14 protein-coding genes are annotated in these 16411 nt (G+C 40.4%); 11 read left to right on the top strand and 3 right to left on the bottom strand.

What is annotated here, in order from left to right:
• The first annotated feature begins 21 nt into the window (after positions 1-21).
• The 7 genes from FZC40_RS03225 (at position 22) to FZC40_RS03195 (ending at position 8822) form a co-directional block, all read left to right on the top strand.
• Entirely contained in the window at positions 22-696 is a 675-nt protein-coding gene (locus FZC40_RS03225) for an O-methyltransferase (RefSeq protein WP_148602499.1), read from the top strand.
• On the top strand, positions 693-1919 hold the full coding sequence (locus FZC40_RS03220; protein ID WP_148602498.1) for a peptidase U32 family protein: 1227 nt from the start codon (positions 693-695) through the stop codon (positions 1917-1919). The genes FZC40_RS03225 and FZC40_RS03220 overlap by 4 nt, the downstream gene beginning before the upstream one ends.
• Positions 1920-2064: 145 nt before the next feature.
• On the top strand, positions 2065-2793 hold the full coding sequence (gene deoD / locus FZC40_RS03215) for a purine-nucleoside phosphorylase (protein WP_148602497.1): 729 nt from the start codon (positions 2065-2067) through the stop codon (positions 2791-2793).
• A 49-nt stretch (positions 2794-2842) separates the two neighbouring features.
• Positions 2843-3244, top strand: a complete 402-nt coding sequence (locus FZC40_RS03210; protein ID WP_148602496.1) for a TIR domain-containing protein — start codon at positions 2843-2845, stop codon at positions 3242-3244.
• Positions 3245-3382: 138 nt separating this feature from the next.
• The gene (locus FZC40_RS03205) at positions 3383-4603 is read left to right on the top strand and encodes an exonuclease SbcCD subunit D (protein WP_148602495.1); all 1221 of its coding nucleotides are present in this window, start codon (positions 3383-3385) and stop codon (positions 4601-4603) included.
• On the top strand, positions 4600-8118 hold the full coding sequence (locus tag FZC40_RS03200; RefSeq protein WP_148602494.1) for an AAA family ATPase: 3519 nt from the start codon (positions 4600-4602) through the stop codon (positions 8116-8118). Before FZC40_RS03205 ends, FZC40_RS03200 begins: the two co-directional genes overlap by 4 nt.
• Positions 8119-8141: 23 nt before the next feature.
• A complete protein-coding gene (locus FZC40_RS03195; RefSeq protein WP_148602493.1) occupies positions 8142-8822 on the top strand; it encodes a M48 family metallopeptidase in 681 nt (226 codons plus the stop codon).
• 67 nt (positions 8823-8889) lie between these two features.
• Here FZC40_RS03195 and FZC40_RS03190 read toward each other — a convergent pair whose 3' ends face one another.
• The 3 genes from FZC40_RS03190 to FZC40_RS03180 all read right to left on the bottom strand — a co-directional run bounded on the left by FZC40_RS03190 (position 8890) and on the right by FZC40_RS03180 (position 12436).
• Positions 8890-10272, bottom strand: coding sequence for a glutamate-cysteine ligase family protein (locus FZC40_RS03190; RefSeq protein WP_148602492.1), 1383 nt, complete (start codon positions 10270-10272; stop codon positions 8890-8892).
• Between the two features lie 48 nt (positions 10273-10320).
• Positions 10321-11523 carry a M20 metallopeptidase family protein gene (locus tag FZC40_RS03185; RefSeq protein WP_148602491.1) on the bottom strand — a complete coding sequence of 401 codons (1203 nt, stop codon included), beginning with the start codon at positions 11521-11523 and terminating at the stop codon, positions 10321-10323.
• Positions 11524-11656: 133 nt separating this feature from the next.
• Entirely contained in the window at positions 11657-12436 is a 780-nt protein-coding gene (locus tag FZC40_RS03180) for a MerR family DNA-binding transcriptional regulator (protein WP_186843638.1), read from the bottom strand.
• Positions 12437-12580: 144 nt separating this feature from the next.
• On the opposite strand from FZC40_RS03180, the gene FZC40_RS03175 reads away from it, so the two are divergent.
• From FZC40_RS03175 to FZC40_RS03160, 4 genes are all read left to right on the top strand, one after another.
• Positions 12581-14017 carry an MATE family efflux transporter gene (locus FZC40_RS03175; RefSeq protein ID WP_148602489.1) on the top strand — a complete coding sequence of 479 codons (1437 nt, stop codon included), beginning with the start codon at positions 12581-12583 and terminating at the stop codon, positions 14015-14017.
• Positions 14018-14318: 301 nt separating this feature from the next.
• Complete coding sequence (locus FZC40_RS03170; RefSeq protein WP_148602675.1) at positions 14319-14699, top strand: GntR family transcriptional regulator; 381 nt, start codon at positions 14319-14321, stop codon at positions 14697-14699.
• Positions 14696-15553: an ABC transporter ATP-binding protein gene (locus tag FZC40_RS03165; protein ID WP_148602488.1), complete on the top strand. Its 858-nt coding sequence runs from the start codon at positions 14696-14698 to the stop codon at positions 15551-15553. Before FZC40_RS03170 ends, FZC40_RS03165 begins: the two co-directional genes overlap by 4 nt.
• Positions 15553-16188, top strand: a complete 636-nt coding sequence (locus FZC40_RS03160) for an ABC-2 transporter permease (RefSeq protein ID WP_148602487.1) — start codon at positions 15553-15555, stop codon at positions 16186-16188. Before FZC40_RS03165 ends, FZC40_RS03160 begins: the two co-directional genes overlap by 1 nt.
• Positions 16189-16411: the final 223 nt, after the last annotated feature.

Raw genomic sequence — 16411 nt, 5'->3', positions numbered from 1 at the left:
AAAAAGAATGAAGGCATTAAATTGAGTGAAATTGTTCAAGATTACATTGAAGACTACATCAGAGGTTTGATCCCTCTCGGCAGTCCAGAAATAGAAGAGTTTAGAATACGGGCCGAAAATGAAGAAGTCCCCATTATTCATAAAGAAGTGCAAAAACATATTGAAATGTTGATTCATGCCAATAAGATACAATCAGTTTTGGAAGTTGGCACAGCGGTCGGTTACTCATCCTCCATTTTTGCTCTGGCGATGGGACCTCATGGGCATGTAGACACCATTGAACGCAGTCTAAAAATGATCGTTCAGGCGGATGAAAACATCAGCGCATTGGGGCTAAAAAAGCAGATTAATATTTTGATTGGCGATGCCCAGGAAAAAGTGGAAGAATTAACAAAAACTTATGATATGATTTTTTTAGATGGTGCAAAAGGTCATTATATTCATCTCCTCGACCATTGCCTGCGATGCTTAAAACCAGGAGGAATGTTGGTTTCAGATAATGTATTGTTTAAGGGAATGATTGCTTCAGATGATCTGGTGGTGCGTCGAAAAATAACCATCGTCAAACGGATGCGAAAATATTTAGAAGTTATATCCAATCATCCGCAGCTGATCACCAGTGTTTTACCTCTTGGGGATGGACTGGCTGTTAGCTGGAAGAAAGATGAGCTTGACTTGAACGGAGAAAACCCATGAAAAAACCGGAACTTTTAGCACCAGCAGGAAATTTTGAAAAGCTGAAATATGCTCTTCATTATGGTGCGGATGCGGTGTATTGTGCAGGAAAAAAATTTGGCTTGCGGGCTAAGGCCGATAATTTCGATGATCTTGCCCTAAAGGAATCCGTTGAGTACGTCCATAGCCGGGGGAAAAAAATATTTATAACCCTCAACATCATTCCTCAGAATGAAGATCTTGAGGGACTGCCGGAATATGCCAGAGAGCTCTCAGCACTGTCAATAGACGAAGTGATTGTTGCCGATCCCGGCGTATTTTCAATTATTCAAGAGGTCGCGCCGGAGCTGAAAATATCAATGAGCACCCAGGCGAACAACACGAACTGGCGAAGTGTGGCATTCTGGCAGGCCCAGGGTGCCAAGCGAGTGGTTTTAGCCAGGGAGCTGGGAATAAATGAAATAAAGGAAATTCGGGAAAAAGTCGATCCGGATATGGAAATAGAAACATTTGTCCATGGCGCCATGTGTATATCGTATTCCGGTCGCTGTCTGCTCAGCCATTACATGACAGGCCGGAACTCAAACAAAGGGGATTGCGCTCAACCTTGCCGATGGAAATATAAATTGATTGAAGAAACAAGGCCTAATGAAGAGTTTGGCATAGAAGAAGATGAAAGTGGCTCTTTTATTTTCAATTCAAAAGATTTATGTTTAATCAATGAGATACCGCAATTAATGGCGGCAGGAGTGGATTGCTTTAAAATAGAGGGGCGAATGAAAAGCCTTTATTATGTGGCGACGGTGGTATCCGCCTATCGCAGTGCGATTGATTTTTATTATGATCACCCGGAAGCAACGAAACCGGATAAAGACTATTATGAAGAGCTGACAAAAGTGAGCCATCGCAATTATACAACCGGATTTTTTTACGGAAAAACAACTGCTGAGGATCAGAACTACGGTACCAGCAGTTATACCAGAAATTACGATTTCGTCGGCCTGGTATTGGAATATGATGAAAAAACAAAAATGGCTCTGATTGAACAGCGCAACAAGATTTCTCAGGGAGATGAGATTGAAGTCATGATTCCGGGAAAAGGATATTTCATACAAAAAGCCAATCTGATAGTGGATCAGTCTGGCGAAGCCATTGATTCAACGCCACATCCTAAAATGGTTTATCGCCTGAAAATGGATAAACCGGTAAGCCCGATGGATATCTTAAGAAAAAAAGAACTTTGATTCTGACAAATTTTAAACCGCTGCATGTTCTTCTTGAAGATATGGGCGGTTTTTAATTTTGAAAGCTATTTAATATGATTGAGATTGACGACTGACAAAGCTCGTCTTATACTGAAACAATTAAAAAAGTTACCGGAGGAGAATCATGTCAACAACACATAATGAAGCAAATATTGGCGAAATTGCAAAAACGGTTTTAATGCCTGGCGATCCCTTAAGGGCAAAATATATCGCAGAAACGTTTTTAGATCATTCGTTTCAGTTTAACACGGTGCGAAATATGTTTGGGTATACGGGATTTTATCAGGGACAGAAGATCAGTGTGATGGGCTCCGGCATGGGGATGCCATCCATCGGTATTTATTCCTATGAGCTGTTTCACTGCTATGATGTTGACCAGATTATTCGCATTGGAAGCGCCGGTTCCTATATTAAAGATCTAAACGTCTATGATTTGGTGCTGGCAGAAAGTGCCTGGAGCGAATCCACCTATGCAAAGGTACAAAACGGATGCGAGGCAGGGGTCTTATATTCGGATAAAGAGCTGAATGCAGTGGTTGTTGAGGCGGCAGAAAGCCGGGGATATCCTCTGAATAAAGGTCGAATTCATTCTTCAGATGTTTTTTATTGTGCACCGGAAATGGAGGTTCCCCAAACACTTTATGCTGAACGGGCCTGTATTTGTGTGGAAATGGAAAGCTTTGCGCTTTTCCATAACGCCAATTTCACCGGGAAAAAGGCCACGAGTCTGTTAACCATCAGTGACAATCTTATTACCCATGAGGAAACCAGTCCAAAGGAGCGGGAAAAATCTTTTGTGCGAATGATGGAGATTGGTTTAGACGCCGCAAGTGCTTGTGAAGTTGAAAACTGAAGCGTATAATTGAATTATTATTAGAAAAATTTATTAAATTGGAGGAAGTATGAGAATATATATAGCCGCTTCATGGAAACATCAGCATGCTGTTGAAATGTTAACTGACCTTTTAGAAAGTCGGGGACACACGATTTTATCCTGGATCCGGGAAGGACGGCCGGAAGAAGCTTTCTTATCCCAAAAGGAGCTTGCTCACTTTATTGAGTCTGCTGAGGGAGAACGCGTTTTTGAGTTCTGTATTTCTTCAGTGACCAGTGCGGACTTAATCATTTATCTGGGAGCATCGGGATGTGATGCCTGGGCCGAAGTCGGAACAGCTTACGGAAGCAAAATTCCGATTCTGGGACTCATGGCAAAATCAGAACAGGTTGGTATTATGCGTCACATGATTAAAAATTGGTACGGTTCGATTTCTGACTTATTAGAAGCTGTTGATGTCATCAAATAAAAAATCGATAATAGTGTGTTATCAATCGTAAAAGATATTCTAAAGCTTCGGCATTTGCCGGAGCTTTTTCAGATCTATACAAGCTAATTATTCTGTGGGATAATGATAAAAAACGGAACAATAAATAGGGAGCAGCTTATGAAAATATTGCATACCGCCGATTGGCATCTGGGAAAAAATATCGAAGGGCATAGTCGTATGGATGAGCAGCAATGCTTTCTTAATGACTTCGTGGAAATTGTCGAAAAAGAAAACATTGATTTGATCATCCTGGCCGGAGATGTATATGACAGCTATAACCCGCCGGCACGGGCTGAGCAGATGTTTTACGAGACACTTAAGCGCCTGTCAAAAAATGGCGAAAGAATGACGGTTGTCATTGCCGGGAATCATGATAATCCCCAACGGCTTGAAGCGCCTGGCCCGCTGGCCAGAGATCACGGGATCCTGATGGCAGGGCTCCCCAAAACCATCATTGAAAAAGGTGCCTATGGAAAACACCAGGTGGTGGATTCAGGAGAAGGCTTTGTTGAAATTGAAATAAACGGGGAAAAAGCGGTTATTTTATTGTTGCCCTATCCCAGTGAAAAACGGCTTAACGAAGTGCTCTATGATGTGGCTTCCGATGATGAAGAGAATAAAAAGTCATATGGCGATCGGATTTTTTCATATTTCAATCAGCTTCAAACCCATTTTAGAAAAGATACGATCAATTTGGTTGTTTCGCATATTTTTGCAATGAACAGCGTGGAAAGCGGCTCGGAACGAAGCATTCAGCTGGGGGGCACTTATATCGTGGATGGAAATTGCTTCCCTGAAAAGACCCATTATATCGCATTGGGACATATCCATAAACCACAGGTCGTTTCTGGCACTGGAAAACGCGGGTACTACGCCGGTTCGCCTCTCCACTTCAATCGCCGGGAGATTGCCTATGGGAAAAAATGCATGGTGGTAGAGCTTGAAGTTGAAAATGAAATCACCATCAAGAATGAGATTAGGGAGATCGAATTAAAAGTATATAAACCCATTGAAGTATGGCAATGCCAAAACATTGAAGCAGCGATAAAAAAATGCTGTGAAAATGGGGAGCGATCCTGTTGGGTCTATTTGGAAATTGAAACCGACCGATACATTCGCGAGGATGAGATAAAAAAGATGAAAGAATACAAGGCTGATATTCTGGAAGTCATTCCAAAGCTGACTACCATTTTTACCGAAGCGCGATTGGAAAAATTAACGGATCAGTCCTTCGGTGATGTGTTTAAAGAATTCTACCGCAGGGAGCGGGGCGCTGAAGCTGATGAAGAGGTCTTGGACCTGGTTCTGTCACTATTTGAAGAGGAGGAAAACCGATGAGACCGGTTTCGCTAAAAATAAAAGGCATCAACAGCTTTGTGGAAGAACAGACCATTGATTTTGAAACCCTGACTCAGGGCGGTTTGTTTGGCATCTTTGGACCTACCGGCAGTGGTAAATCAACGATACTGGATGGAATTACCCTGGCACTCTATGGAAAAATATCCCGAAATAGCAGCAATTACATTAATGTGAATGAAGAAAAAGCAAGTGTCGTGTTTGAGTTCACTATCTCTGGACAGAAACTTAAAAACTACTGCGTCAGCCGGGAATTTGTACGAAGCAAAGAAGGGGGCATCAATCAGGGGAAATGTCAGCTGGTGGAGCTGCTTCTGGAAGCACCCGAAATTCTGGCAGACAAGCCCACAGAGGTGACAAAACAATGTGAAGAGATCATCGGACTGAATCTCACGGATTTCACGAGAACCGTGGTATTGCCCCAGGGAAAATTCAGTGATTTTCTGAAACTGGAAGGAAGACCGCGACGGGAAATGCTGGAACGGCTATTTAATTTGTCGAAATACGGAGATAATCTGACCGATCGGTTAAAGGCTGAAAAGAGTCAAGAAAGCGAGAATCTTCATCAGGTGGAAGGACGAATCAGTGTCTATGAAGGCATTTCTGGGGAAGTGCGAAATCAAAAAAAGGCTGAGTATGATACAAATCGTCAGGCGTTGGAAAAAGAACTTGAGATATTTAAAACAATAGAGAAAGAACGGGATGAAGCAGAAAGACTGTGGGCATTTCAACAGGAATTGAATGCTGCGCTGGAAGCCGAAAAGGGATTGCAGGACAGCAAGACAGAAATTGAAGAAAAAGAAAGAAAACTGGATCAGGGAAAAAAGGCAGAGTCCATCCGGATGACCATATCGGATATGGAAATCCTGATGAATCAAATCACTGAAGTGGATGCACAGTTAAAAGTCAACGAAGCAGAACGGATGAAACTCTTTTGTGAAAAAGAGACGGTTGAAAAAGACTGGGAAGCCATCGATGAAGAAAAAAACAACAAACTTTTCCAATACCAGAATCAGCTTTCAAAAGTGGAAGATGCCATTCTTTTAGAACAACAGCAAAAGTTACTGGATGAGCAAATAAAACAAATTAAGAACACCAACAACCAATGTTTCCGCCAATACGAAGATTACAAAAAAGAGATTAGTGAGATCCAGGAAAGTTTAGTTGAAAAGAAAAAAATACTTTCTGAAAATGAGACGGAAGAAATATCTCTTCGTGTCGATGCATCATATCGAGATAGCATTAACAAAGGGGTAAAAGACGCCGAAAGAGCAGAAAAACTAAAAGATGAATTTAACCAAAAGGATGAACGGATAAACAACAACAGAAGCCTGATCCAAAAACTTGTCGGTGCGGGCGACGTGCTGAAAGTAAAAAAAGAAGCACTTGAAATGACTGTAAAAGAACAACAGCATAAGCTGAAAAATCTGATCAAAGATCAACCCACCACTAGTGGCGAACTGCAGAAATTGGGAGAACAAACCCGGGAAATTGAAAACTTGTGGACAAGGAATCAAACATTGTCTGAGAACATCCAGATGCTGCAATCGGAAATAAAATGTCTGGAAGTCGAAATTGACGGCAAAAACAAAGTGAAGGATGAGTTGTCAAAAATCTGTGAGACGACAAGAAAAAGCTTGCGGCAACTTGAAAATGAAAACATCGGCCGGGAGCTTCGAAATCAATTGGCTTCAGGCGAACCCTGTCCGGTTTGTGGATCTAAAAACCATCCCTTGAAGTTTTCGGATGAGCAGGGAAAAGATTTAAGCGAGAAAATCCAAAAGCTGGAAGAAGAACTGGCTCATAAGGAAAAAGAATTGAGCCAATTTACAGAAGAAATATCCCAGTCAAGAGGAAGACTTTCTGCAGAAACCAACAACCTTCACACAAAAGAAATCCAGAAAGAAGAACTCAATACCATTGTAAAAGAAAAGAAGATAATGCTTCAGAATCCGGAAGAATTAACAGAGCAACTAAAAAAATTGACGATGGAGCTGGAAACCTGGGAATTATTAAAAACGGAAGCTGAAAATCAGAAGAATCTACAGAACCAGGAATTACTGGTAATTATCGGAGATCTGAAAGAGAAAACAGCGGAAATAAAATCGCTGGAGGGTCAGACCGAAGAATATGCAGCAGAGAGCAGACAGAAAAAAGAGGAATGGAAAGCGCTAAAAGCTGATTTGAAAAAACTAAGCACCAAAACAGCGGTCACCGATTTTTTCAGTGAAAATATGAGACTGACTAAGATGACGATGCGTCAGAATGAAATTCTTATCAAACTGAAGAATCAGCGGAAAGCGCTGGAGACAGATCAGAACAAAAAAGACGGCCTGAATGAAAAATGCAGTGCTCTGGAAATTCAAATGCGGGAGTCGATGGCCGCTTGTGATGAAAAGAAAAAACAGCGAGAAGAAAAGCGAATAGCGATCATCGATAAAGTCGGTGCGGATGCAGTCCCGGAACTTCTCAGCGGGCAGAAAAAATACAAAGATGAAATCAACCGGATCAATACTGCCTGGAGCGAACTGAAGGAAAAATCAGGGAAAATTCAAAAGTCTTATGAAATCGTTAAAGAAAGCGTTAGCGCCCTGACCGTTAAACTGGAAACCCTGGAAAAACAAAATGAAACCGTTAAGAAATCGATGGATAAGCAATTGACCATTTTAGGGTTTAAGGATGTGGCAGAGGTAATTAATGCCTATCTGATGCCGGAAACCATGAAAAACGAACAGGAGCTTATCAAAAAATATCGTGAAGATTGTGTGAAAGTGAAAGGGACCATTGAGGGATTAAATAAAAAAATCAATGGAAACCTCATTGACGCTGAGGCATACGAGACGACTAACAATAATTATAAACGGGTTAAAAATCAATTAGAGATCCTGAAAAAAAGAGAAACCCAACTTCAGGCCGAGCTTGAAAGTCTGGATAGCCGTTTAAAGGAACTTCAGGGATTTCTGGAAGGCAAGAAAAAAATTGATCATCAGCTGGCTCTGATCACTGATTTGGAAAAGCTTTTCTCAGGTAAGAAATTTGTTGAATTCGTGGCAGTGGCCCGGCTTCAGTACATATCTATTGAGGCATCCAAACGGCTTTTGGAAATCAGCAATGGCAATTACGGGCTGGAGGCGGATGATAATGGAAGGTTCATCATTAGAGACAATAAAAACGGCGGGGCGCCAAGAGATCCGTCAACACTCTCAGGGGGGGAAACATTTTTGGCATCGTTGGCACTGGCGCTGGCTTTGTCTGCAGAAATCCAGCTAAAAGGACGGGCCCCCCTGGAATTTTTCTTTCTGGATGAAGGATTCGGCTCGCTGCATGAAGATGCCCTTGAGGTGGTTATGAATTCCATTGAAATGCTCCATAATGAAAATTTGAAGGTGGGAATCATCAGCCATGTGGAATCGATCAAGAATCGGATGCCGGTGAAGCTTCTGGTTACGCCGGGAGAAGCCGGCGTTGGCGGAAGCCATGTGCGAATCGAACGATAAAATATTGCGAGAAAGGTTAAGACATGACAACAGACTATATCATTAAATATTCCAGGCGAAAAACACTGGCATTGATGATTACCAAAACAGCTGCCATCGAAGTAAGGGCTCCTATTGGAACCTCGAAAAAAATCATTGAAAGTTTTGTGCAAGAACATCAAGACTGGGTTGATGAGCATTACGGTGCGGTACGGGAAAAGGTTGAAAAGCGGGAAACTTTTCAATTGAATTTTGAGAATGACCTGCTATTCCTGGGAAAAGCATATCCCCTCATGCCGGTTGAAGCGGCAAGATCAGGCTTTGACGGACAACGCTTTTATGCATACGCACATTTAATGCCGGAAGAATTAAAAAGCGATATGGTTAAAATTTATCGTGGGCTTGCAAAAAAGGTGCTTGATCACCAGGTGAACAAATTCAGCACCCAGATGGGATTAAAACCGCAGGCGGTTAAAATTAACGGGGCGAAAACGCGATGGGGCTCCTGCTCAAGCAAAGGGAGTTTGAATTTCTCCTGGTATTTGGTCATGGCAGAGGAAGACACGGTTCGTTATGTAGTGGTCCATGAGCTGGCTCATCTGATTGAAATGAATCACTCTCGAAATTTTTGGAAGATTGTGAAACAAGTTCTGCCGGATTACCAACAGGAAAAAGAAAAATTGAAAAAGCTTCAGAAAACGTTAAGTGTGCAGAACTGGGAATAGAAATTCAAGCCTCTTATTTATGATGACAATAATCATTAAATAAGAGGCTTTGTATTATCATGTTTTTTTATATTGCTGCATACTGCAAAACAAGTTCTTGAACCGGTACATGGTTGGCAAGTGCGTTTAAATAATCAATCGCGGGATTGCTTCTTCGTCGGGCACGATCATAAAGTGGCTCTAAAAAGTGTGATTCTTTAAGACCACGTTTTTCGAGACCTTCATGAGCAAGGTCCAGTATCGACAAAACGAGGGATTGTAAGTCGTCTTCATTGATAAACGCAGGAACTTCACCACGGCAGAATGCCTGTCGCAATTCGGTTGTTGCCAAACCGTGGCCGTATAAAACATGGTCGCTGTCAAGCAGTGCCTTCAACTGATCAAGCATAGCAATCAGTCCGATGTGAAATGCTCCAACCGTCATACTGTCAGCGATCGGCTGGCAGCAGCAGCTGCGGAATTCAATTGTTCCCCGAAAAGTCAGGTCTTCAAACTTAAAAGTTCGGTGATACTGGAGGTCTTCAATCTGAGGCTGAAATGTGATTTTTTCGTAAGTCTCACCATTCCAGAATTCTCCTGTAATCTGTGCTCTGTTAAAGTACTCCAACAAAGGAATTGGCGTAAAATTGATGTATTTTCCTTCCCGCATAATACAATACAAACTCGTTTCCTTGATATAGTCGAACAAATCTTCTTCGCTAGTGAGTTCCCGATCAAACATTCCAATGTTTTTGGGATTCACTCCGTGCATGCTTTTTTCCCAAAACATATCCCGAACACAAAGGGTTTTATTTTCATCTTCTGGCATCACCGAATTGGAAAACAGGAGGGCTTTAATCGGCTCCAATTTTGAAAAGGCATTGATGGTATCCAGTAAATCAGCATGATCCACATCGATTTGCACCTGAGATGCACTGGAAAACATGCCGTAATCAGGATAGCTGTGGAAAAAATGGGGATGGATATAATCTTTGTACGATTCTAGGTGGTGAAACAGCATCCGATAGCGTTCATTGGGGATGGGAACGTTGAAATTTGTTTTTCGATAGGGATTAATGCCCATCCCGGTAAGGGTATAATTATAGGGATTCATAAAATCATTAATAAATAGATAATAGGTTTTAAAACGTTCATAGAGAAGATTTAAGTTTTGTTCTTTCCCCATTGAAAGTTCTAGATTATTGTAGGAACAGTCATAAGAAAAATTGTCTCCATTATGATGGTTTTGAAGAGAGTAGACATAACCATCATCATCAACACCGATTGGCTCCATTCCAAACTGAAATGCAAATGCATCAGTTAACCGATGCACCACCGAAAAGTCAACCGGTTCACCATCTAAATTAACTATTGGGATTTCGATTTCAATACCGATATATTTGTCTCGCTTTTTCTTTGTGGGACTGATATATTTTTCATACAGTGTTTCCAGGACAATATTCTCGTTCATGATTTTTCTCCTAAAATCGTGATAACTTTATTGTCATCAATTATTTTACTAAATGCTATAGATCCAGGGATTTTTCCTTTTCAAAAATGATAAAGCGTATTCAGTGTGAAGGCTTGCGGCAATAAGCAAAGCTTCTTCATCAATGTCAAATTTACTGCTATGAAGGGATTGTTGGGTATCCGGGTTTGTGTCATTAGAAGTACCAACATGGATGTAAACACCTTTTATATCTTTTAAATACTCGGCAAAATCATCAGAGCCAAATCCGGTAATAAGATTCGAATCCGTCACAATGTTTTCTTTGCCTACAATTGCGTCGGCAATTTGCAAAACCTCGTCAAAAGCGGTGTCGTCGTTGATCAGCGGAGCGGTGAAAGTTTCAAATGCTGTTGTTGCTTTGCCCCCGTGCTCGACAGCAATATGGTTAGCCAATTCGGTGATTTTTTGTTGCAGTAAAGCTTGAGTTTCGTAGGAGAAGGTGCGGGTGGTTCCTTCCAGAACGGCATCCTCGGCAATAATATTATAAGAAGTACCAGATGAAATTTTTCCAACACCAATGAGTGCTACTTCCAATGGATCAAGCAACCATTTTACCAAGATTTTAAGTTCAGTGACGATAAGGCTGGCAATATGCAAAGCATCAATTCCTTTATGTGTTTTAGAAATATGGGCACCTTTTCCCTTAACCGTAATTTTGAAATAATCACAGCTGGCTGCATCGGCACCTTGCGTCATGGCAATCGTTCCGACGGGGTATTCAGGAGAAACATGAATACCGAATGCCCGATCCACGCCTTGGGTAACATTCGCTGCTAAAAAAAACTGTGAACCATGGCCAAATTCTTCAGCAGCTTGGAAGACCAGTAAAACCTGACCGGCAAATGTATCGCTTTGTGACTGTAATACTTTTGCGGCACCAAGTAATGCTGCAGTATGGACATCATGGCCACAGGCATGCATGATGTTTGGTGTTTGAGAACGATAAGGAGAGGTGGTTTTCTCATGAATAGGAAGGGCATCGATATCAGCTCGCAGTAATATTTTTTTACCGCGTCCGAGGTTGCCGGTAATAATACCCAGAACACCGGTTTCTCCAACTCGATGGTGAGCGATTCCGAATGAATCTAATTGTTCTTCAATATAGGTGGCAGTTGCAAATTCTTTTAAACTAAGTTCAGGATTTTTATGCAGATGTCTTCTAACAGATAAAAGATAAGCCTTTTCTTTTGATATATCAGACAGAATATTCATATTACTTTGTACCTCACCGAAAAAAATAATTCATATAAAACAAATATGTTTTATATGAATATACAATAATAAATCAAATTTGTCAAGAAAGTTTTAAAAAGTTGATGCAGAATATGTGAAAAAAGGATTGTGATTATATCAGGGTTTGAAATTCCATAAACATCCGATCATAGCTGAATGTCGTAACGGATACGCTGCTGATAATGATGGTTACTTCCTCCCGAGTTTGAAAAATGTTTTTGAAAATGTCTTGTGTATCAGGATACGTCGCTACTAATTGCTGAAAACAAAGATAATCTCCTTCCGGAATGATGCGGATAAGATCTGTTTCAAATTCAGGCTTTACGGTCTCAAGAAAAGTATAGTTAGTGACTTGGCGATCTTTATAATCTTCAATGGTACCGTGAGGAAAAGTGGCGTAGATGTCTTTTTCCTGAGCCAAAGAAAAGAGCTCCGACAATTTAGATTGGTATTCGATCGGAGATAATTTCGGTTTAGAGGGCGTTCGAAGCATGTATCGTTGCAGGACGTGTTTGGTATAAAGCCCCTTTTTATCCTGATAGGCGGCACTTTTATTGATGTGACTCAAGTTTAATTCGATTTTCGAAAGACTCTGCTCAAGGCTCTTGATTTTTTTGGAAGCGATTTTTTTTCCATCCTCGAGGAGAAGCTTAATTTGAAACTGGTCATCAGCATTGGTATAGTTATTCATTTTTTTAAGGGGGATCTCCAGATCAATACAGAGAAGAATCGTGTCAAGAACCAGCAGTTGATCAAGGGTGTAATAACGATAGTTTGTGTCCGGGTTTGTATACGCCGGAATTAAAACACCGATTTTTTCATAGTATCGCAAAGACTTTATACCAACTTTTTTTATTTTGGCCACCTGACCGATGGTTAAATATTTTTTCATTTTCATCACCTTTTCTATTGACTCTCCCATAATGGGATAGTTTATAGTATATCAAAGCAGGTATTAAACATCCAGCGAAAATTTGGTATCGATAAAGCGGTACCAAATGAGACAAATAACATTAGAAAATATTTAGGAGAGAATATGAACGAAACATTAACGATTAAAAACAAAGAAAATCCACTTGGCTATGAGCCAATTGGAAAATTGCTGATCAAGTTTTCGGTACCGAGTATCATTGCGCTTGTAGTGAATGCTCTTTATAATATCGTTGACCAGATATTTATAGGAAGAGGCGTCGGTTTTCTAGGAAATGGCGCAACAAATGTCATTTTACCTCTTACGATGGTGGTCATTGCATTAGGACTTCTTGTTGGTGATGGGTGTGCGGCATACTTGAGCCTTCACCTTGGAAAAGGGGAAAAAGAAGCGGCAGCAAAAGGGGTTGGTAATGCCATTACGCTTTCGATAATTTTAGGAATCGTTCTGGCTGTCTTTTCAATCGTTTTTCTTGAACCACTCTGTCACTTGTTTGGCGCAACGGAAAACATTCTACCTTATGCACTGGATTATGGAAAGATCATAATCATCGGCTTTCCATTTTCAGTTATTAACTGTGCATTAAGTGGTATTATCCGTGCCGATGGAAGCCCCCGGTATTCCATGATGGGAATGATCATGGGGTGCATCGTCAATATCATTCTTAATCCTATTTTCATTTTTGGATTGCACTGGGGAGTGGCTGGTTCAGCGCTGGCAACGATTATTGGGCAGATTTTAAACAGTGGCTATTATTTGCTGTATTTAAAAAAATTTAAAAGTGTTAATGTTCAAAAAGCATATTTCAAGTTAAAAAGCGGGATTATCACAAAAGTATGCAGTCTTGGCATTTCCAGTTTTATTACTCAGATTGCTGTCGTAGCGATGATTGCAGTCAGTAATAATGTGATGGTTAAGTACGGTGCCATGTCAGTATATGGTGCGGATATTCCGATCACCACCATGGGAATTACGATGAAGGTCAATCAGATGATTATGGCAATTATTCTTGGTATTGCCACCGGGGCGCAACCGATTCTTGGTTATAATTATGGTGCTGGAAACATGGAACGAACGAAGAAAACATTTAAGATTATTGTGGTTGCGGCTACAATCTGTATGGGACTAGCATTTATTGGCTTCCAGTGTTTTCCAAATGCAATTCTCAGCATATTTGGTACAGAATCTGAACTGTATACCGAATTTGCTGTTAAGTGTTTGCGTATTTTCCTGCTGTTTTGTATTTTAAATGGATTCCAGATGTGTACCGGAATATTCTTCCAGGCAATTGGAAAGCCGGTGCAGGCAACCCTAGTGTCGGTATCCCGACAAATGGTATTCATTATTCCAGCAACCCTGATTCTGCCGGTTTTCATAGGAGTAGATGGGGCGTTATGGGCAGGACCAGTTGCTGACGGATTGGCGTTTGTCCTCGCCGCTGTTATTCTTAAGATGCAGTGGAAAAAAATATTTGCGGTAGCTCCCAAAGCAGAAACACAGGAAATTTTCAATAGAAAAGAACCGGTTTTAACACCAGAATAAATGCTGCTGATAACTTCTCATCACGCTTTAACAGCGTGATGAGGTTGTTGATAAAAAGAAGTCCTGGAGACAATGATATTACTATTGTCTTCAGGACTTCTTTTTTGAACTGTTTACAGTTTGGATCACCGTGATAATCGGTGATCTTTTTTTTGTGAAGGCAGCGAGCTGAACGAATATCAGGAATTGCTAAGTGGAGAGAATATGAAAAAAAACTTGACATTTATAATTAAATAGTGCATAGTGTATATATAGTATATATACACTATGCACTATGCACGAAAAATTAAGAGGTGATCCTTTGAATATTATCATCAGCAATTCAAGTGACAAACCCATCTATGAACAAATTGCCACTCAGATAAAAAAAATAATTATCAGCGGAGAGGTGTCCCCGGGCGACGCTTTGCCAAGCATGCGTTTTTTAGCAAAGGAACTTAGAATCAGCGTCATTACCACTAAACGGGCCTACTCTGATTTGGAACGCGATGGTTTTATTGAAACCGTCGCCGGAAAAGGCAGTTTTGTGGCGAATCAGAATTTATCGTTTATTCGGGAAGAACAGTTGCGATTGGCCGAAGAATTTTTGCAGAAAGCAGTGGATACAGCAAAGAACAGTGATATTACCTGCAAAGAGCTTAAAGACATGCTGGAAATATTGTATGGAGGAGAGGAAGCATGATGAATGCAATAGAAATTAAAAATTTAAATAAAAACTATCATGATTTTCAATTAAAAAATGTCAGTTTTAATGTCCCAAAGGGAAGCATCGTGGGTTTCATCGGAGAAAATGGAGCAGGAAAAACCACGACTCTAAAAGCCATTCTTAATTTAATCAATCGTGACAATGGAATCATTGAAATATTGGGAATGGATAACACAAAAGAAGAAAAAAAAACAAAAGAAGATATTGGCGTTGTATTGGATGGCTGCAACTTTCATGATAGTTTAAAAACCGGAGATATTTCGAAGATGATGGCGAGTATTTACAAGAATTGGAATTTATCTGCTTTTCAGCGATATTTGAAAAAGTTCGAGCTTCCGGAAAATAAAACGGTAAAAGAATATTCCCGGGGGATGAAAATGAAACTGCAGATCGCAGTTGCCTTATCCCATGATCCTAAAGTCTTGATTTTAGACGAAGCCACCAGCGGTTTGGACCCTATTGTGAGGGAAGAAATGCTGGATGTATTTATGGAGTTTATTCAGGATGAAGAACATGCGATACTTATTTCTTCCCATATTACCAGTGACCTGGATAAAATCGCTGATTATATTGTTTTTATTCACCAGGGGGAGATTCTGCTAAATGAAGAAAAGGAGACCTTGCTGGAAGGCATGGGGATCTTAAAATGCAGTGAGGATGATTTTAGAAAACTTGATAAAGAAGAATATATTCGCTATCGAAAAAATCAGTTTGGGTTTGAAGTTCTTATCAACGACAAGTTGGCCTTGAAAAAGAAATACAAAGAGGCTATCGTGGACGGGGTCACCATTGAAGAAATTATGCTGTTTTATGTGAGAGGTGAAAGATAATGAAGGGATTGATCCTGAAGGACTTAATCAATTTGAAAAAGAGCATGAAAACGCTGGGAATCATGTTAATTGCATTCGCAGTTTTATATATTCCGATGGGAAATGAAAGCTTTTTAAGCGGTATGGTTGTGCTTATGTTTGCGATGATGGTTATCACGACGATGTCCTATGATGACATGGCAAAATGGGATACCTATGCTTTAACTATGCCTATATCCCGCAAAGAAGTTGTTCTCAGCAAATACCTGCTGTTATTGATGCTGGATCTCACGGGTGTCGTACTGGCACTGGTTTTGGCTTTCGTCGGTTCGTTTTTTACAGGCACAGGCATTACGGTGGAAACACTAATGAGCATATTTATCGTTCTGATGATTGCTGTCATTTTTGGAAGCGTTTTAATCCCAATGATTTATAAATTTGGAACCGAAAAAGCTCGGCTGATGATTATTCTCTGTGCCGCGGTTCCAACAGCTGTTGTACTGGGACTGGCTCAGCTGAATATTCCGTTCCCAGCCATTGATAATGAAGAGACAGTCTTTGGAATAATCATGATTGCCATGGCGCTGATTTCATTGGTGATTTTTTTTGCTTCTTATTTTATTTCGGTGAAGATCTATCAAAAAAAAGAATTTTAGATATTTGTACATAGATTTGTAGGGTGTAGCAAAGTGATAAGCATTTTGCTGCACTTTCTTTTTAAAAATTAGTTAATATAGCGGACTTTTTGCTGACAAAAACTTATCTCTATTGTACATCCTTTGGTGTTAAAGCAGAGATGAATAAATCATTGAAAGTTAGGGAGGTTGGCGTTGGTTTAAAATTAAACTAGTAAAGAGTGATTTGAAAATATTAAACGCA

Source organism: Acetobacterium tundrae, from assembly GCF_008086615.1.
Taxonomy (GTDB): domain Bacteria; phylum Bacillota; class Clostridia; order Eubacteriales; family Eubacteriaceae; genus Acetobacterium; species Acetobacterium tundrae.
Note: the sequence above shows the minus strand (reverse complement) of the source record. Positions and strands in the feature narration are given on the sequence as shown.